At 55.3% G+C, this 19,117-nt stretch carries 15 protein-coding genes; 5 read left to right on the top strand and 10 right to left on the bottom strand.

Annotated elements, in window-relative coordinates; translation table 11 throughout:
- Positions 1 to 149: 149 nt before the first annotated feature.
- Both metF and metE read right to left on the bottom strand, forming a co-directional pair.
- Positions 150 to 998, bottom strand: a complete 849-nt coding sequence (gene metF, locus Q4A85_RS03460; protein WP_303107817.1) for a methylenetetrahydrofolate reductase [NAD(P)H] — start codon at positions 996 to 998, stop codon at positions 150 to 152.
- Between the two features lie 366 nt (positions 999 to 1,364).
- Positions 1,365 to 3,644 carry a 5-methyltetrahydropteroyltriglutamate--homocysteine S-methyltransferase gene (gene metE, locus Q4A85_RS03455; protein ID WP_303107769.1) on the bottom strand — a complete coding sequence of 760 codons (2,280 nt, stop codon included), beginning with the start codon at positions 3,642 to 3,644 and terminating at the stop codon, positions 1,365 to 1,367.
- A 109-nt stretch (positions 3,645 to 3,753) separates the two neighbouring features.
- Between metE and Q4A85_RS03450 the strand changes: the two genes are divergently transcribed.
- Entirely contained in the window at positions 3,754 to 3,963 is a 210-nt protein-coding gene (locus Q4A85_RS03450) for a hypothetical protein (RefSeq protein WP_303107768.1), read from the top strand.
- Between the two features lie 28 nt (positions 3,964 to 3,991).
- Here the strand turns inward: Q4A85_RS03450 and nadD are convergent, their stop codons facing one another.
- Both nadD and Q4A85_RS03440 read right to left on the bottom strand, forming a co-directional pair.
- A complete protein-coding gene (nadD, locus tag Q4A85_RS03445; RefSeq protein ID WP_303107767.1) occupies positions 3,992 to 4,612 on the bottom strand; it encodes a nicotinate-nucleotide adenylyltransferase in 621 nt (206 codons plus the stop codon).
- On the bottom strand, positions 4,609 to 5,172 hold the full coding sequence (locus tag Q4A85_RS03440; protein ID WP_303107766.1) for a carbonic anhydrase: 564 nt from the start codon (positions 5,170 to 5,172) through the stop codon (positions 4,609 to 4,611). The genes nadD and Q4A85_RS03440 overlap by 4 nt, the downstream gene beginning before the upstream one ends.
- 313 nt (positions 5,173 to 5,485) lie before the next feature.
- Between Q4A85_RS03440 and rimP the strand changes: the two genes are divergently transcribed.
- The 3 genes from rimP to infB are packed head-to-tail and all read left to right on the top strand — an operon-like array spanning position 5,486 to position 10,383.
- The gene (gene rimP / locus Q4A85_RS03435) at positions 5,486 to 5,923 is read left to right on the top strand and encodes a ribosome maturation factor RimP (protein WP_303107765.1); all 438 of its coding nucleotides are present in this window, start codon (positions 5,486 to 5,488) and stop codon (positions 5,921 to 5,923) included.
- 17 nt (positions 5,924 to 5,940) lie between these two features.
- Complete coding sequence (gene nusA / locus Q4A85_RS03430; RefSeq protein WP_303107764.1) at positions 5,941 to 7,443, top strand: transcription termination factor NusA; 1,503 nt, start codon at positions 5,941 to 5,943, stop codon at positions 7,441 to 7,443.
- A 12-nt stretch (positions 7,444 to 7,455) separates the two neighbouring features.
- Entirely contained in the window at positions 7,456 to 10,383 is a 2,928-nt protein-coding gene (gene infB / locus Q4A85_RS03425) for a translation initiation factor IF-2 (RefSeq protein WP_303107763.1), read from the top strand.
- Between the two features lie 92 nt (positions 10,384 to 10,475).
- Here infB and Q4A85_RS03420 read toward each other — a convergent pair whose 3' ends face one another.
- From Q4A85_RS03420 to Q4A85_RS03405, 4 genes are all read right to left on the bottom strand, one after another.
- Positions 10,476 to 12,119, bottom strand: a complete 1,644-nt coding sequence (locus Q4A85_RS03420; protein ID WP_303107762.1) for a multidrug ABC transporter permease/ATP-binding protein — start codon at positions 12,117 to 12,119, stop codon at positions 10,476 to 10,478.
- A 252-nt stretch (positions 12,120 to 12,371) separates the two neighbouring features.
- Complete coding sequence (locus tag Q4A85_RS03415; protein ID WP_303107761.1) at positions 12,372 to 12,530, bottom strand: hypothetical protein; 159 nt, start codon at positions 12,528 to 12,530, stop codon at positions 12,372 to 12,374.
- A gap of 22 nt (positions 12,531 to 12,552) precedes the next feature.
- Positions 12,553 to 13,434 (bottom strand): metal ABC transporter permease, encoded by an 882-nt coding sequence (locus Q4A85_RS03410; protein ID WP_303107760.1) that lies wholly within the window; start codon positions 13,432 to 13,434, stop codon positions 12,553 to 12,555.
- Positions 13,435 to 13,582: 148 nt separating this feature from the next.
- A complete protein-coding gene (locus tag Q4A85_RS03405) occupies positions 13,583 to 14,308 on the bottom strand; it encodes a metal ABC transporter ATP-binding protein (protein ID WP_303107759.1) in 726 nt (241 codons plus the stop codon).
- Positions 14,309 to 14,452: 144 nt separating this feature from the next.
- On the opposite strand from Q4A85_RS03405, the gene Q4A85_RS03400 reads away from it, so the two are divergent.
- Positions 14,453 to 14,635, top strand: a complete 183-nt coding sequence (locus tag Q4A85_RS03400; protein ID WP_303107758.1) for a hypothetical protein — start codon at positions 14,453 to 14,455, stop codon at positions 14,633 to 14,635.
- Between the two features lie 74 nt (positions 14,636 to 14,709).
- Here Q4A85_RS03400 and Q4A85_RS03395 read toward each other — a convergent pair whose 3' ends face one another.
- Complete coding sequence (locus tag Q4A85_RS03395; RefSeq protein ID WP_303107757.1) at positions 14,710 to 15,174, bottom strand: Fur family transcriptional regulator; 465 nt, start codon at positions 15,172 to 15,174, stop codon at positions 14,710 to 14,712.
- A 288-nt stretch (positions 15,175 to 15,462) separates the two neighbouring features.
- Positions 15,463 to 18,933, bottom strand: coding sequence for a DNA polymerase III subunit alpha (gene dnaE, locus Q4A85_RS03390; protein ID WP_303107756.1), 3,471 nt, complete (start codon positions 18,931 to 18,933; stop codon positions 15,463 to 15,465).
- Positions 18,934 to 19,117: the final 184 nt, after the last annotated feature.

The raw sequence follows: 19,117 nt of genomic DNA, 5'->3' as shown, positions 1-19,117 counted from the left end.
AAACAAGGCATTATTGATTTACCAAGATGTCGGCGAGCCGCCGACACTCCATCGGTTACAGGTTTTGCAAAGGTTTTAGCCTGAAACGAATGGGCAGCCTGAAAAGCCCAATTTTGCTTTTCAGGCTGCCTGTTCCATTTTCAGGCTGCCTACGCCGCTGGCGTACCATACACCCGTTGGCAAATTTCCGTTGCCAAATCGGCGCGGTTGAGCGTGTAAAAATGCAAGCCCGGTGCGCCGCCTTGCAGCAAGCGTTCGCACATCTGGGTTACCACATCCAGCGAGAAAGCGCGGATGGATTCGGCATCGTCGGCATAGGAATACAGTTTGAGCCGCAGCCAGCGGGGGATTTCCGCGCCGCACATATCGGAAAAGCGCACCAGCTTGGTGAAACTTTCCACGGGGATGATGCCGGGGATGATGGGGATGGTTACGCCTGCGCGTTGGGCATCGTCCACAAAGTGAAAATAGGCATCGGCGTTGAAAAAATATTGCGTGATGGCGCTGTCTGCGCCTGCGTTCACTTTTTGCACGAAGTAGCGCAAATCGTCGGCGGCGTTTTGCGATTGGGGATGATATTCGGGATAGGCGGCGACAATGGTGTGGAAGTGGTCGCCAAATTTTTGTTTGACTAGGGCGACGAGTTCATTGGCGTAGCGCAAGCCTTCCATGCCAAAACCTGTGCCCGATGGAATGTCGCCGCGCAGGGCAATCAGGCGGTTTACGCCGATGTCTTTGTATTGTTGCAGCAATTCAACAATTTCGTTTTCCAGCATGCCGATGCAGGGCAAATGGGGGGCGGCGGGGGTTTGCTCGTTCAAAATATCGCGCACGGTTTGCAGCGTGCCTTCACGCGTTGAGCCGCCTGCGCCTGATGTGCAGGAGAAAAATTGCGGATTGAGCTGTTTGAGCTGCTGGCGCACAAGGATTTGTTTGGCGCGCCCTTCGGGGGTGCGGGTGGGGAAAAATTCAAAGCTGATGTTGCGTGGGGTGGACATGGTGGGATTCCTTAATGGGGTTTTCAGGCTGCCTTGGCTAAACGGATGGGGCAGCCTGAAAATGCAGTAAACCAAATAGTGAACCGAAATAAAAACAACACGAGTAGGGTGTGTGGCTATGCCACGCACGCTGTTCCTAATGCCACGACACACCGCGTGCGTGCCGGCGGCACACACCCTACATCGCAAATCAAATATTGCTTTATTTATTTCGCTACAACAACGGCACAAGTAGCGTGTATGAAATAAAACCACACACCCTACTTTGCGACAGAAATAAGGCAGCCTGAAAACGAGTCAAGCAAGTTTCAGACTGCCTTTGATGCGAGCAAAGGGCGGCAAGCTGTGCCTACCCTGTTGCGCGGATTACTTCGCGGCAAACTCGCTGCGCAGCTTGTTGGTTACAGCCATCATCACGCGCAGCTGCTCAATGGTTTCTGCCCAGCCGCGTGTTTTCAAGCCGCAGTCGGGGTTCACCCACAAGCGTTCCAGCGGCACCACGCTGATGGCTTTGCGCAACAAATGTTCCACTTCAGCTTCGGTGGGCACGCGCGGGCTGTGGATGTCGTACACGCCCGGACCGATGTCGTTGGGGTATTTGAACTCGCCAAACGCGGTCAGCAAATCCATATCGGAGCGCGAAGTTTCAATGGTAATCACATCCGCATCCATGCTGGCGATGGCGGGCAGAATGTCGTTGAACTCGCTGTAACACATATGGGTGTGGATTTGCGTGCTGTTAGCCGTGCCCACGCTGGCAAGGCGGAAGCTCTCGCACGCCCAAGCCAAGTATTCATTCCACTGCGCTTTTTTCAACGGCAAGGCTTCGCGGATGGCAGGTTCATCAATTTGAATCACGGTGATGCCCGCGCGTTCCAAATCCAGCACTTCATCGTTCAACGCCAACGCGATTTGTTTGGCAACGGTGGAAAGCGGCACATCATCGCGCACAAACGACCATTTGAACATGGTAACAGGCCCTGTGAGCATCCCTTTCATTGGGCGTTTGGTTAGGCTTTGCGCGTAGCTAGACCAGTAAACCGTCATCGGGTTGGGGCGAGACACGTCGCCGTAAATGATGGGTGGTTTCACGCAGCGGCTGCCGTAGCTTTGCACCCAGCCAAATTGGCTGAAACAATAGCCTGCTAACTGCTCGCCAAAATATTCCACCATATCGTTGCGCTCGGCTTCGCCGTGTACCAACACGTCAATGCCCAGTTTTTCTTGCTCGGCAACGCAGTAGGCGATTTCTTTTTTCATCGCTGCATCGTAATCGGCAGCAGAAAGTTCGCCTTTTTTGAACGCAGCGCGCGCTTGGCGGATTTCGGTGGTTTGCGGGAATGAGCCGATGGTGGTGGTGGGCAGCAAGGGCAGGTTAAGCTGGGCTTGCTGCGCTTTGATGCGCTCGGCAAACGGTGCGCCGCGTTGGTCTGCGCCTTTGGGCAGATTGGCGATGCGCGTTTGCACGGCGGCGTTGTGGATTTTGCTGTTGCTGGCGCGGTCGGCTTGGGCGGCATCGGATGCGGCTAAGGCAGCCTGAATGCTGTCTAACCCGCCTTGCAAGGCTTGTTTGATGTTGCCCAGTTCCACCAATTTTTGCGCGGCAAACGCCATCCAAGATTTGATTTCGGGGTCTAGTTTTTCTTCCAGCGCAAGGTCTTGCGGGCTGTGTAACAAAGAGCAGCTGGGCGCAACCCAGAGCTTGTCGCCAAATTTGGCTTTTGCCGCTTGCAAGTTGGCAACCACTTGGCGCAAGTTGGCACGCCACACATTGCGACCGTCCACCACGCCTGCGGATAGGATTTTGCTGCTGTCCAATTGTTCCACAAACGCCGCCAGCTGCTCGGGCGCGCGCACGCAATCAATGTGCACGCCGCTGATGGGCAAGCTGTTTAGCAAGGTGGCGTGTTCGGCAACGCTGGCAAAATAAGTGCCCAAAATGATGCGAACAGGCGTTTGCGCAAGGGCTTGATAAGTGCTGGGAAAGGCTTCCAGCCAAGGTTTGCCCGCATCAGCCGCCAAAATCGGTTCGTCAATTTGCACATATTCCACGCCTGCTTCGGCGATGGCTTGCAATAATTGTTGGTAAACGGGCAACAGCTTGGGCATCAGCGTTTTGATGCGGCAGCCGAAGTCTTCTTTTTTCTTGCCCAGCCACAGCAGCGTGAGCGGGCCAACCAGCGTGGGTTTTACCGCATAGCCTTGCGCTTGGGCTTCGCGGATTTGCGCGATGATGCGCTCGGGGTGCGCGAAGAATTGGGTGTCGGCGTGCCATTCGGGCACGATGTAGTGATAGTTGGTGTCAAACCATTTGGTCATTTCCATGGCAAACTGGGTGGCGTTGCCGCGTGCCAGTTCAAAGTATTGCGGCAGGGTTAAGTCGGCAGCCTGAAAACCAAATCGCGCAGGAATCGCGCCCACCGCGCACAACAAATCTAATACATGGTCGTAAAACGAAAAATCGCCAACGGGCAGCAAATCTGCGCCTGCGGCGTGTTGGGTTGCCCAGTTGGCACGGCGGATTTCGGCGGCAACGTTTTGCAGCTCGGCTTCGCTGGTCGCGCCTTTCCAGAAGGATTCGGTGGCAAATTTGAGCTCGCGTTTGCCGCCAATGCGGGGATAACCTGATAGGTGGAAGGTGGTCATGGTGGGTCTCCGTATAGAGGTCTGGGGTTAAGAAACCATTGAAAACAGGAAAGCACGCATATTGCGCTTGCTTTTGCATGAATACAAGTGAAATATTTGTTGCGTTGGTATGAATAATTTTAATGATGAAGTGTGTTTAGGCAGCCTGAAACCTAATCCATCCAGCAAAAAAACGTTTGGCGCAACACCAAGCGGTTTTATTTTTCAGGCTGCCTTTGCCGTGCCCAAAGGCAGCCTGAAACGCTTGCGCCACAGCAACCGAAAGAGTGGGTATGGCGGCGATACGCCATGCTCTGTTTCCCGCCAAGCGTATGATTGATGCAGCCTGAAAACGCATCAACCCTGTTTCAAGTTTCAGGCTGCCCCCGATACACCCCCCACTCCGCAATCAACCGCGCCACCGCATCAGGCACATCATCCGCAATATTCTCCCCCGCCGCCACCCGCTGCCGAATTGCGCTGGAACTCACATCCCGCAACGACGCAGACAAGATTTTCAGTCTGCCATCTTGCAATGCCTGCCCCAGCCAAGCGTGCAACTCGCGCGGTGCATGACCCAGCGACTGCCCCGCGCGCGCCGCCACCGCAATGTTAGTCAGCCGCGCAAAGGTGCGCCAGTTTTTCCAAGTGTGCAGTTGCAGCAAGCTATCCATGCCCATCAGCCACCACAGCGCGGCATCGGCAAAATGCTGGCGAAAAATCTGTACTGTGTCCACGCTATACGTCGCCCCGCCGCGCACCATGTCCACATCGCTCGCCGCAAAACGGCTATCGCCCGCAATCGCCGCTTCCACCATCGCCAAACGTTGCGTCGCAGGTGTGCGCGGGGCATTTTTGTGATACGGCTCGCCCGCAGGCAGAAAAATCACGCTATCCAAGCCCAGCTCATCGGCAAATGCGCGGGCAATGTGCAAATGCCCGTTGTGAATCGGGTCAAAACTGCCGCCAAACAGCCCCAGCTTATTCATCGCGTTGCCCCCTTATCAATCAGCGTTAATTTGCCCGTGCTCGGATGAATCACCAGCCCATGCACCACCACATTGCTCGGCATCAGCGGATGATGGCGAATCATGCTCACCGTGTGGCGCACGCTCTGTTCCACATTATCAAAGCCCGTAAACCAGCCATCCAAATCAATCCCCGCATGGCGCAGCGTTTCAATGCGGTCAGCGGGAATGCCCCGCGCCTGCGCCGCCGCCAGCACCGATTGCGCGTTCAGCCCGCGCATTCCGCAGTCAAAATGCGCAATCACCATAATCTCTTCCACGCGCAATTCCAGCACCGCCACCAGCAGCGAACGCATCACCGACCCCCAAGGATGCGCCACCACCGCCCCCGCGTTGCGAATCATCTTTACATCGCCGTTTTTCACCCCCAAAGCCGCGTAAATCAGCTCCACAATCCGCGTGTCCATGCACGACAAAATCGCCAGCTTGCGCTCGGGGTATTTATTGGTTTGATACGCCGCATACTGCTCTGCGTCCACAAACGACTCGTTGTAAGCCAAAATCTTATCCAGTTCCGACATTGCTTGCTCCCTGAAAACAACAAAACACAACAAAACGCGCATTATGCAGGTATTTAGCCATTTAGGCAGCCTGAAAATCGTCCCGCGCAAGCCAAACACACAACTAAATATATAAATCGCGCCCCAACACAGTCCAACCCATTTCCCCTTTTCAGGCTGCCCCAAAACCGCCCATTTTCAGGCTGCCTACCGCAAAACATCCTTTTCTTTTCAAGCAAAAAGCCGTATAATTGCGCCAATTTTTCATCCCCCAAGCGAAAAATGACCCCAGCGGTCATTTTTTTGTATTTATACCCTTTGTAAACAAGCAAACATGGATATTCAAAGCATTTTAGACACCACCCTGCCCGGGCTCGGCTACGAGCTGGTGGATTACGAACTCACCGCGCAAGGCACCTTGCGCGTGTTTATTGACAAAGAAGGCGGCATCACCGTGGACGACTGCGCCGCCGTGAGCAACCACCTAAGCCGCGTGTTTATGGTGGAAGACATTGACTATAAAAACCTAGAAATTTCCAGCCCTGGGTTGGATAGACCGCTGAAAAAAGCCGCCGATTTCATCCGCTTTGCAGGCAGCCAAGTCAAGCTCAAAACCCGCTTGCCCGTGGATGGGCAAAAAAACTTCATCGGGCGCATAGAAGCGTTTAACGAAAACACGCAAACGCTCACGCTCTCATTTGACGGCAAAACCGCCGAAATAGAATTGAGCAACCTAGACAAAGCCCGCCTGAAACCCGAATTTAAATTTTAAACATTAGGAGAACCCACGTGAGCAAAGAGATATTGCTACTTGCCGAAGCCTTGGCAAGCGAAAAAAACGTCAGCAACGAAATCGTATTTGAAGCACTAGAAACCGCCTTGGGCATCGCCGCCAAGAAAAAAGCCGACCGCGAGCAAATGGATTTGGAAATCCGCATTGACCGCGAAACAGGCGACTACAAAACCATCCGCAAATGGCTCATCGTAGAAGACTTGGATTACACCTATCCCGAGCTGGAAAAAACCATTGAGCAAATCCAAGAAGAACAGCCTGAAATCCAAATCAGCGTGGGCGATTATTACGAAGAAGAACTGCCCAACGAAGCCTTTGGACGACAAGCCGCGCAAACCGCCAAGCAAATCATTTTGCAACGCATCCGCGATGCCGAGCGTGAGCAAATTTTGAATCAATTTTTGGAATCGCATGAAAACATTGTAACAGGCACGGTCAAACGCATGGAACGCCACGGCATTGTGGTGGAGCTTGCGCCCAAGCTGGACGCGCTGATTCCGCGCGAGCAAATGCTGCCACGCGAAAACTATCGCGGCGGCGACCGCATTCGTGCGCTGTTTTGGAAACTGGAAGAATTTAACGGCGGGCGCAAACAAGTGTTGCTCAGCCGTTCCGCGCCCGATTTTGTGCGCGAACTGTTTGCGCTGGAAGTGCCCGAAATCGCCGATGGCTTGTTGGAGGTTAAAGAAGTCGCCCGCGACCCTGGGCAACGCGCCAAAATCGCCGTGCTGGCGCGCGACCAACGCATAGACCCGCAAGGAACGTGCATTGGCGTGCGCGGTTCGCGTGTGAACGCCGTGTCCAACGAAATTGGCGGCGAGCGCATTGATGTGGTGCTGTGGTCGGATGATACCGCGCAGTTTGTGATTAACGCGCTCTCGCCCGCGCAAGTGAGCCGCATTGTGATTGATGACGAGTTGAACTCGGTGGATGTCATCGTTGCCGAAGACCAGCTTGCGCTGGCGATTGGGCGCGGCGGGCAAAACGTGCGCTTGGCGGCAGAATTAACAGGCTTGCAGTTAAACATTATGACGCTGCAAGAAGCCGAAGAGCGCACGGCTGCCGAAAGCGCGGCAGCGCGGAATTTGTTTGTGGAACAGCTTGAAGTGTCGGAAGAAATCGCCGATGCACTGGTCAACGAAGGCTTTGAAAGCGTGGAAGAAGTGGCGTATGTGCCCGCCAGCGAATTGCTGGAAGTGGAAGGCTTTGATGCCGAATTGGCAGAAAGCCTGCGCGCCAAAGCCCGCGAAGTGGTGCTTAAAGCTGCCGAAGAAGCCGAAGCCAAGCTCAACGAGATTGACGAAGATTTGCGCACCTTGGATGGCGTGGACGAAGATATGCTGCGCGATTTGGCAGAAGCCAACATCACCAACCGCGAAGATTTGGCGGAGCTTTCCATCGCCGAGTTGATTGAAATCACAGGCGTGAGCCACGAAGAAGCCGAAACCGCCATTTTGGCTGCCCGCGCCCATTGGTTCGCTGAAGAAGACAACGCATAAGGAATACACAAGATGACTAACCGAAAACCCGTGTCCACAACCGACACCGAAGTGGTTGTAAAAAAACGCCGCCGCGCCGTTTCCAAAGAAGAGTTGTTGGCGCAGCTTAAAGCCGAGCAAGAAGGGCAGCCTGAAAACGCCGCAGCGGCAACAGAAGCCGCCGCCGAAGCAGTAGGCAGCCTGAAAACGGATGAACCCGCTGCTGCGCAATCAGCCGCGCAACAATCTACCGCTCAGGTGCAGCCTGAAAACGCGGCAGATAAACCAGAAACTGCCGAACCCACCGCTGAGCAAGAAGCCGCCGAGCGCGAAGAAAAACGCCGCGCCGCCTTAGCCGAAGCCGAGCGCGTGCGCGCGGGCAAATCTGCCAAAGCCGATAAGCAGCCTGAAAAAGCAGAAGCGGCGGAAACAGCCGTTGCGTCAGCAGAACCTGCAAGCGAACCCGCAGCCCCCGCTGTCGTAGCCGAAACGCAAAAGCAGCCTGAAACCGCCGCAGACAAAAAACCCGCTGCCCAACCCAAAGGGCAGCCTGAAAACACCGCCAGCGAAGGCGACAAGAAAAAACGCAATCGCAACAAGAAAAAAGACGCTGCGCCCGAGCCTTTGCCCACGCCTGTTGAAGTGGTGAACGCCGCCGAAGCAGAACGCCGCAGCGAAGAAGCCGACCGCGCCGCCAAATTGCGCGAAGCGCAAGAGCAGCTTGCCCGCGAAAAAGCCGAGCGCGAAGAACGCCGCAAACGTCGCGAAGAAGCCAAATTGCAAGCGGCAGAAGAAGCGCGTTTAGCCGCCGCCGCCAAAAAAGAAGGCAAAGACGGCAAAGGGCAACGCATCGCCAAGCCAAGCGAAGAAAAATTAGAGAAAAAAGCCGCCGAAGCCAAACGCCAAAAAGCGGAACAAAAAGCAGGCGGCAAATCAGGCAACGCATCAGGCAGCCTGAAAACTGCTGCGCCTGCCCATCAACAAGGGCAGCCTGAAAACCCCAGCAGCGGCAGTCGCAAAAAAGACGACCGCCGCAGCAGCCGCGATGATGACGAAATGCGCGGCAGCCGTGGCGGCAAAGGCAAAGGCGGCAAAGATGCGCGTGGCAATCGCGGTGGCGATGACGAACGCGTGCGCGGCGGCAAAAAAGGCAAAAAACTGAAACTGGAACCCAATCAACACGGCTTCCAAGCACCTACCGAGCCTGTGGTGCATGAAGTATTAGTACCCGAAACCATTACCGTTGCCGATTTGGCGCACAAAATGGCGGTCAAAGGCGTGGAAGTGGTGAAAACGCTGATGAAAATGGGCATGATGGTTACCATCAACCAATCGCTAGACCAAGAAACCGCGCTGATTGTGGTGGAAGAGATGGGACACATCGGCAAACCTGCCGCCATCGACGACCCCGATGCTTTCTTGGGCGAAGAAGCCAGCAGCAACGCCGAATTGCTGCCACGCCCACCTGTGGTAACGGTGATGGGCCACGTGGACCACGGTAAAACTTCGCTATTGGACTACATCCGCCGCAGTAAAGTGGTGGCGGGCGAAGCAGGCGGCATCACGCAACACATCGGCGCGTATCATGTGGAAACGCCCAAAGGCGTGGTTACCTTTTTGGACACGCCGGGGCACGAAGCGTTTACCGCGATGCGGGCGCGTGGTGCGCAGGCGACCGATATTGTGATTTTGGTGGTCGCCGCCGATGATGGCGTGATGCCGCAAACGGTGGAAGCGATTGCCCACGCCAAAGCGGCGGGCGTGCCGTTGGTGGTGGCGGTGAACAAAATTGATAAGGAAGCCGCCAACCCCGAGCGCATTCGCCAAGAATTAACGCAACACGAAGTGGTGTGCGATGAATGGGGCGGCGATGTGCAGTTTATTGACGTTTCCGCCAAACAAGGCACCAACATTGATAAATTGCTGGAAGCCGTGTTGCTGGAAGCCGAAGTGTTGGAGCTGAAAGCCCCTGTGGATGCGCCTGCCAAAGGTCTGATTGTGGAAGCGCGGTTGGACAAAGGTCGCGGCGCGGTGGCAACGCTGCTGGTGCAAAGCGGCACGCTGCGCAAAGGCGATATGCTGCTGGCGGGCACGGCGTTTGGTAAGGTTCGCGCCATGCTGGACGAAACAGGCAAGCCGATTGATGTTGCCACGCCGTCTATCCCCGTGGAAATTTTGGGCTTGTCGGACGTGCCCAACGCAGGCGAAGACGCGCTGGTGTTGGCAGACGAGAAAAAAGCGCGTGAAGTGGCGCTGTTCCGCCAAGGCAAATACCGCGATGTGCGCCTTGCCAAGCAACAAGCCGCCAAACTGGAAAATATGTTCAACAACATGGGCGAAGGCGCGGCGCAAAATTTGGCGGTCATCATCAAAGCAGACGTGCAAGGTTCTTACGAAGCCTTGGCGGGCAGCTTGCAAAAATTGTCCACCGATGAAGTGAAAGTGAGCGTGTTGCACAGCGGCGTGGGCGGCATTTCAGAAAGCGATGTGAACTTGGCGATTGCTTCGGGCGCGTTGATTATCGGCTTTAACGTGCGCGCCGATGGTTCAGCCCGCAAGCTCGCCGAAAACGAAGACGTGGAAATCCGCTACTACAACATTATTTATGACGCGATTGACGATGTGAAAGCCGCGATGAGCGGTATGCTCGCCCCCGAAGAGAAAGAACAGCAAACAGGCACGGTGGAAATCCGCCAAGTGATTACCGTGTCCAAAGTGGGCAACATCGCGGGCTGCATGGTTACCGATGGCGTGGTCAAACGCGACAGCCATGTGCGCATCATCCGCAATAATGTGGTCATCCACACGGGCGAATTGTCGTCGCTCAAACGCTTCAAAGACGATGTGAAAGAAGTGCGCATGGGCTTTGAATGCGGCTTGATGATTAAAGGCTATGACGACATTGCCGAAGGCGATGTGTTGGAATGCTTTGATGTGATTGAAGTGGCACGCACGCTGTAAATACCGCTTGTTGATTGAAATAGGCAGCCTGAAAATGGGGAAACCGTTTTAGCTTCGCTGAAACGCGCTTCGCTCGTTTTCAGGCTGCCTTGTCATTGCGCCCTGCTGTGCTCGTCCGCCACGGTTTTCGCCGTTTCGCTGTCGTATTCACTCAATACGCCTTGTTTCATGGAGATAATCCGTTCGGCGTGGTGGAAGTATTTGTCGTCGTGACTGATGGCAAAGACGGTGCTGCCGCTTTGTTTGAGCAGGGGCAGCAGTTGTTCGTAAAAGATGCGGCGAAACTGCGGGTCTTGGTCGGCGGCCCATTCGTCGAGAATGATGATGCTGCGGTTTTCCAGCGCGGCGGCGAGCAGTCCGAGCCGTTTTTTCTGCCCTTGCGACAGTTTGCGGTTCAGGATGCGGTTGTGCTCTATTTTGACTTTTTCGTCCAGTTGCAGATGGGCGAGCCAGTGGTCTATCTGGGCTTGGGCAACGTCTGCGCCGATGCCGTCCACCAGTTGCTCGAAGATGTGGAAGTCGGTGAACACGCTGGCGAACAGTTGGCGGTAGGCGGGGCGGTTTTCGGCGGTGATTTCGGTGTCGTCCACGAAGATTTTGCCCGTTGCGGGGGCGTACAGCCCTGCGATTAGCATGGATAGGGTGGATTTGCCCGAGCCGTTGCCGCCAATCAGAAACAGGGTTTCGCCGCGATGGATGGTAAGGTTGACGGGTTGCAGCGCGAAGGTTTGCCCGCCTTGCTGCGGGTAGGCGTAGGTTACATTTTCCAGGCGGATAGTCTGCCAGTTTTCAGGCAGCCTGAAAGGGCTGTGGAAGGTGGTGGTGTAGTCGGCAAGACCCAAATCGGCAAGGGCTTGCAGGGCGACTTTGCTCTGCATCAGCACGGGATAGGCGCTGACGGTGGCGTTGATGGGGGCGCGCATAAACAGCAGGGTCATGCTGATAACGGCGGCATCGGTGGGGCTCGCCCAGCCGTGGTAGTTGGCAAGGTAGTAGATGATGCCGATGGTGGTGAGCATGATGCTGTTGCCCCAATTGCCTGAGATGGCGTTGTAGGCATCGGCGCGGATATGGGTGTCGCGGCGTTCGGCGGCGGCGGGCAGGACTTCTTGTTGATAAAAACGTTCGGCGCGGTGGCGGTTGAGCGCGAGTTCTTTGTGGCCGTTCAGGCTGGTTTCGTAGTGGCGTTGGATTTCGTCTTCGCTGTGGCGCATCTGGCGGAAGCTGGCGTATTGCCGCTGTACCACAAAATGCGTGCCCGCCACCATCAGCAGCATCATGGCGAGCGTAACGGCAAACAGCTTGGCCGACAGCACCATCATGTAAACACAACACGCCAGCACAAACAGCGCGCCCTGCACCAATTCGGGCAGCCGCGTGAACGAGAAGGACAGATTGCGGATGTCGCTGCTCAGGCTGGCGAGAATTTTGGGTTTGCCAATCAGCTGGATTTGCTCTTCGTGCGAATCCATGATGCGTTTGACCAGCTGCGTCTGCATTTGGAACACGAAATTCTGCCCGATTCTGGCCAGCTGGACTTGGGCGAAATTGGCGGCGGCAAAATACAGCGCAACCAGCAGCAGAAACGGCAGTAGCCCGCCGCCCTTGCCCTGCAAGAGCTGGCTGTTGAGATAGGACAAAATACCGACGCCCAGCGCGCCAGAAAGGGTAGTCAGCGCAAGCATCTGCAAAAACGGGCGGCGGTGCCGGGTGTAGATGAGTTTGATTAAATCCATGATTTTCTTATGGTGTGATGGTGCGGAGATGGCGGGATTGTAGTGGAAAAACGGGTTTCAGGCTGCCTTTGGGGGTTCTGATTTCAATAAGAGAGCGATACGCCGCCGTAGTTTCAGGAACAGATTGTTAGAACCTGTATTCACTATTCTCATAGGCATCTTTTATGCCCTAAAAACGCGGCTACTGCGTTAAAAATGCTCGCAAGGTGTCCAACCTTGCTGTGCTTTTTGCCTTGTATCCGCGCTTTTATGTCATAAAATCTGCCTATGGAAATAGTGAATACAGGTTCTTAGTTGGTCGTTGGACATAATGGGATGGTGGGAAATAGCTTGAATAATATGGGTAAGAAAATCGCCCGAGTGGTTTGGATGCGTTTTTGGCTTTTCAGGCTGCCTATGCGGGGGGAACATAGGCAGCCTGAAAAGCCAAAAATCATTTCACATGAATCACATGATGCCGCTTGCGCAGCAGTTTGACCACAATCCCGCTTTGCGTGCCAAACAGCACGGAGATGAGATACCACACGCCGCAGAACAGGATAATTGTTGGGCCCGATGGCAGGTTGGCGGGATGGTGGTACGACAGCAACAGCCCCGCATAGCCGCACAGCAACGCGCTGATGGCGGAAACCAGCATCAACGCGCCGATGCTTTTCACCCACAGCCGTGCGGCGATGGCGGGCAGCATCATCAAGCCCACCGACATCAGCGTGCCCAATGCCTGAAAGCCCGCCACCAAATTCATCACCACCAAAATCAAAAAGGCGACGTGCCACAAGCCGCCGCGTCCGTTTACCGAGCGCAGAAACAGCGGGTCTATGCTTTCCAGCAGCAAGGGGCGAAACATTACCGCCAGCGCGATGATGGTGCAGCTTGCCACGCCGCCCATCAGCCGCAGCGAGCCCAAATCCACCGCCAGCACCGAGCCAAACAGCAAATGCAGCAGCTCCACGCTGTTGTTGCCCAAGCTCACCAGCAGCACGCCGATGGCAAGGCTGGTTAGGTAGAACGCGGCAAAGTTGGCATCTTCTTTAAGCTCGGTGAAGCGGCTCACAATGCCCGCGAAAAACGCCATCAGCATCCCCGCAATAAAGCCGCCCAGCCCCATCGCAGGCAGGCTGAGCCCCGCAATCATGTAGCCAACCGCCGCCCCTGGCAGCACAGCGTGGCTCAGCGCGTCGCCAATCAGGCTCATGCGGCGCATCACCAAAAACACGCCCACAGGCGCAGCGGATAAGGCAAGGAACACAACAGACGCTAGGGCGTAGCGCATAAAGGCAAATTCGGTAAACGGGGTGATGAATAGGTCGGTCATGGTTGGGGATGGGGTGGAGTGGTTGGGATGTTAGGCAGCCTGAAAAAGGATAGGGCGGTGGGGATTTTATTTATGTAAACAGGGGAAGGTCGTTTCAGGCTGCCTTGGGGGATATGAGTAAAACAGGGCGATGCAGTTTTCAGGCTGCCTACACTTCGCACCATTGCGCTTCATCTTCCGCCTTTTGCGCCAACGCATTGGCACGCAGCAACAGCTCATCGGTCAGCACCGCTTCGGTCTTGCCATCCGCCACCTTTTCCCGCGCCAGCAAAAACGTATGCGGAAAATACGCCCGCACCTGCTCATAATCATGCAACACCGCAATCACCGCCCGCCCCGCTTGATTTTCTTGGCGCAGCCAATCCAGCAGCGCGTAAGTGGTTTTGGCATCCACCGCGTTAAACGGCTCATCCAACAGCAAAAATTGCGCGTTTTGCACCAGCATACGCGCAAACAACACCCGCTGAAACTGCCCATTGGACAACGCGCTGATTTGGCGTTGCGCAAAATCCGCCATCTCCACCCGCGCCAGCGCGTGATACACCCGCTCGCGCTGCACCGCCGTTAGCCGCCCAAAAAAGCCGATTTCATACCACAGCCCCATCGCCGCCAACTCAAACACCGTCAAAGGCTGGCTGCGGTCAATATCCGACTGCTGCGGCAGATAAGCAATATCGCAGCGCGACAAGTCTTGCCACGCCACGCTGCCCGAATGTTTCAGCAGCCCCATCACCGCTTTGAGCAGCGTAGATTTGCCCGCCCCGTTCGGGCCAAAAATGGCATACATACAGCCCTTGGCAAACGTCATGTCCACATGATGCACTGCAGGGCGCGCCTGATAGCTCACAGTCAAATTTTGGATAACAATGCTCATGCCGCCACCGCCCAAAAATACACGCCACACACCACCAGCAGCACAGCGGCGGCGATGGCAAGGCGTTGCGATAAGCTGGCGAGCAGCAAGGAAAAGGGAGATTTCATAAACACGCTTTCAGGCTGCCTGAGAAAAAGGACGATATTGTATAACAAGCAGGGCGCGTGTGTTAAGAAATGTGGACGCGCAGGCGTGTTGGTGATGCACGCTTTTAGGCAGCCTGAAAGCACCCAACGCGATATGCTTTTCAGGCTGCCCCAAGCATTGGTGCAGCCTGAAACAGAACATGGCGTATCGCCGCCATACCCACTCTTTCCATTGCCGTAGCGCAAACGTTTCAAACTGCCTTTGGGCATCGCAAAGGCAGCCTGAAAATGGGTTTAGCATCGTGGCGCAAACGATTACGCGCGGCATTTGCCGCATACGCCTGTAAGCACAACGTGTTCTTCGTTGAGCGCGAAGCCTGTTTGTTCTACGGCTTGGTGCAGGGCTTGCCATTCGCGGTTCAGGCTTTGTTCGTCCACCGTGCCGCATTGGGTGCACACAAGAATAAAGCTGCTGTTGTGGCTGTGGGCATCGCTGTGGCAATGGCTGTTGCATTCGTGTTGCACATGGCTGCATAGGATGTAGCCGTTTACGGCGGGGATTTTGTGCAGCACGCCTTGCTCTGCCCAGAAGTCTAGGGCGCGGTAGGCAGTGGGCGGGGCGAGCACGTTGTCGCTTTCGCGCTGCATTTGCGCCAGCACGATGTAGGCTTTAATCACGCCGTCTAGCTGCAATACGATGTCTAAAACGTGTTCGCGCAGCGGGGTTACTTGAACATTTTGGGCGCGGCATTGGGCGAGTATGTTTTGTTTGATGTTCATGGCTGTCTTTCGTTTGGGGAGCGTTACGGGGATTGTACGCTAAGAATGTGGGGGGGATGTTTAAATAACGGCGTGAGTGAAGTTATGGCGGGGGGCTGTTTAACCTGCCACCCCATCCTAGCCTTTTCCCGCCAGCGGGGGAAGGAACAGATGACTGAATGGCTTGCTGTCCGCAACAATAACGTCAGCATACTTTTTAGAACACCGTCCACTCGTTTTCAGGCTGCCTTTATTAGGCAAACAGGTAGCAACATAGGCAGCCTGAAACCGCTTGCGCCCTACCCTGCTCTACCTAAACCGTGTTGCTACGGCGCGTTCGCCCAGCATTGCCACCAAGCCATCCAGCAATTCGTTGCTCAACACCAGCCGCCATTGGGCGTTGGGCAGCAATGTGCCGTGGGCGCGGTCGTTGGCGTAGGTAAAGATAAGCGGGATTTTGTTGCCTGTGGCTTGCGTGTGCGGGCGCAGCAGTTGGGCAAGGGCGGCGATGTCGTGTTCGGGGCGCAGGTTGAGCGTTAGGCTGATGGCAAAGCGCGAGCGGGCTTCGTTGAGCCTGTGGATGCCTGCTTGTTTTTGCTCTTCGCTGCCGATGTTGGCTACATTGATGCGCAAGCCGCCATCGGGGTTAAAGCGGTCTTCGCGCACGCTGCAATCGCAAATCAGGATTTGGTCGGCTTTTAGCGTTTCTTTGGGGATGCCGTCCAGCAAATCGCTGCGGATGATGACTTCTTGCTTGGCGGTGTCGTCTTCCAGCAGCAGGGCAATCATTTTGCCGTTTTTGGTCATGATGCTGCGGATGGATGTGGCAAAGCCTGCCAGCCGTTGCGTGCCGTCTTTGGCTTTCAGGCTGCCTAATGGCGTGGGCGCAAAGGCACGCACTTCGCTGGCATAGGGCGCAAACGGATGCCCGCTTAAATAAAAACCAATGGCTTGCTTTTCTTCGGCGAGCTTGGTGGCTTCGTTCCACGGCTCAATGTATTGCAGCGGCACATCCGCCAGCGCGTCTTCCACCATGTCAAACAAGCCGCCTTGGTTGGCGTTGTCGGCTTTTTGCTCGGCTTGGGCGATGGCAAGGTCAATATTGCCCAGCAGCATGGCGCGGTTGGGCTCTATGCTGTCAAACGCGCCACCGCGAATCAGGGCTTCCAGCACGCGGCGATTGGCGTGTTGCTTGCCCACGCGTTCGCAAAAATCAAATAAATCGGTGAACTTGCCGCCGCTTTCTCGCGCGGCAACAATGGCGTTGACCGCCGCTTCACCTGTGCCTTTGATTGCGCCCAACGCGTAGCGGATTTGTTTTTGCGCGTTGGGGATAAAGCGGTAAAACGATTCGTTTACATCGGGTGGCAAAAAGCGGATGCCGTTGAGCTTGCTTTGCGCGTCATCAAAAAACACTTTGAGCTGGTCGGTGTTGTCTAATTCGGATGACATGGTTGCCGCCATAAATTCGGCGGGGTAATGCGCTTTGAGCCACGCGGTTTGATACGACACATAGGCATATGCCGCCGCGTGCGATTTGTTGAAGCCGTAGCCCGCAAATTTTTCCATGTAGTCAAAAATTTCATCGGCTTTTTCGCGGCTGATGCCTTGTTCTGCTGCGCCTTCGGCAAAAATTTCGCGGTGTTTTACCATCTCTTCGGGCTTTTTCTTGCCCATCGCGCGGCGCAGCAAATCCGCGCCGCCCAGCGAGTAGCCGCCGATGACTTGCGCTGCCTGCATCACTTGCTCTTGATACACCATGATGCCGTAGGTTGGCTCTAACACAGGTTCCAGAAGCGGGTGCATGTATTCAAACTTCGCACCTTTCATCCGTTCAATAAAGTCAGGAATCAAATCCATGGGACCGGGGCGATACAGCGACACAAAGGCGATGATTTCTTCCAAATTGGTGGTGTTGGCTTGCGCCAGCATTTTTTTCATGCCGCTGGATTCAAACTGGAACACGGCGGTGGTGTTGGCATCGCGGAAGATTTTATAAGCGGTTTGGTCGTCCAGCGGAATGTTGTTCACATCCACTTGCTCGCCTGTGGTTTGGCGGATGAAGTTTTGCGCCATTTCAATAATGGTTAAGTTGCGCAGCCCCAAAAAGTCAAACTTCACCAGCCCAATTTCTTCCACATCGCCCTTGTCAAACATAGACACGGGCGATGCGTTTTCATCGGCTTGATACACGCCGCAAAAATCGGAAATTTTGCTCGGCGCAATCAACACACCGCCCGCGTGCATCCCCAAATTGCGGGTTAAATCTTCCAGCTTCATGGCAAGATTGAGCAGCTCATCGGCTTCTTCTTCGCGGATGATTTGTTCAATTTCGGGCTCGGCGGCGAGCGCGTCTTTCAGATGCAGCGGCTTGTTGGCTTCCAGCGGGATAAGTTTGGACAAGCGGTCGCACAGGGCAAACGGCAGTTGCAGCACGCGCCCCACATCGCGTACCACTGCTTTGGACGACATCGCGCCAAAGGTTACGATTTGGCTCACGGCTTGTTTGCCGTATTTTTCGCGCACATATTCAATCACGCGCCCGCGATTGGCTTGGCAGAAGTCAATATCAAAGTCGGGCATGGACACGCGCTCTGGGTTGAGAAACCGCTCAAACAGCAGCGCGTATTTTAAGGGGTCTAGGTCGGTGATTTTGAGCGAATACGCCACCAGCGAGCCTGCGCCTGAGCCGCGCCCCGGCCCAACAGGGCAGCCGTGGTTTTTTGCCCAGTTGATGAAGTCTTGCACGATGAGAAAATACCCAGGGAACTGCATTTTGATGATGATGTCTAGCTCAAAATCCAGCCGCGCTTGGTATTCAGGCTGCCTTTGGGCGCGCTCGGCTGCGTTGGGATACAGCACGGCTAGGCGTTCTTGCAGCCCTTCGTTGGCAAGATGGCGCAGGTAGTCGTTTAAATCCATGCCATCGGGCGTGGGGAACAGCGGCAGAAAGTTTTTGCCCAGCGTGAGCGTGAGGTTGCATCGTTTGGCGATTTCTTGGCTGTTGGCTAGGGCTTCAGGGATGTCGGCGAAGCGGGTGGCGAAATCGGCAGGGGCGAGAAAATGCTGGCTGGGGGTGAAGTCGTGCGGGCGTTTGGGGTCAATGAGCGTCCAGCCGCCTGCGATGCACACGCGGGCATCGTGGGCTTTGTAGTCGCCTTGTTGCAAAAATTGGGTGGGATGGGTGGCAACCACGGGCAGTTGTAGGGCTTGGGCGATTTTCAGGCTGCCTGAAACGCTGGTTTCCCAGTCGGGCTTTTCGGGCAGGCGTTGCAGTTCCAAATAAAAGGCGTTGGGAAACCATGCTGCGTATTTTTGCGCGGCGGCGCGGGCTTTGTCTTCGTTGCCCAGCATTAAATGGCTGCCCACTTCGCCCATGTGCGCACCCGATAGGCACAGCAAGCCGCTGTTGTCGCCTTGGGCAAGCCATGCTTGGTTGATTTGCGGGGTGTGTTTGTTGCGGTCGTCGGCTTCAAAGGCGGCGGTGAGCAGTTCGTTCAGGCGGATGTAGCCTTGCTCGTTGCGTATCAGCAGCACGGCACGGTGGGGCTTTTCAGGCTGCTCGGTGTTTTCTATGCGCACGTCTGCGCCGCAAATGGGCTTGATGCCTGCTTTGCGACAGGCTTTGTAGAATTTGAGCAGCCCAAAGGTGTTCATCAGGTCGGTGAGCGCGAGCGCGGGATAATGCGCGGCGCGTGCGGCGGCGACATACTCGCCAATGCGGATAATGCTGTCGGTGATGGAAAATTCGGAATGGGCGCGTAGGGGGATGGAGGTCATGATGGGGCTGCGGGGATGGGTTGCGATGAGTGGGATTTTATCATGTGAATAAAGGGGCAGCCTGAAAATGGGGGGTGGGTTTTCAGGCTGCCTTTGGGGGGAATGGTTTTTTGTGTTTTATAAAAGGGACTGTCCTAGATAACTAGGATAAATTACTTCTTACCAATTGTTTTAAAATGGAAAT

Source organism: Kingella sp. (in: b-proteobacteria) (assembly GCF_030527935.1).
Classification (GTDB): domain Bacteria; phylum Pseudomonadota; class Gammaproteobacteria; order Burkholderiales; family Neisseriaceae; genus Kingella_B.
This window is presented reverse-complemented; position numbering and strand designations above follow the sequence as displayed.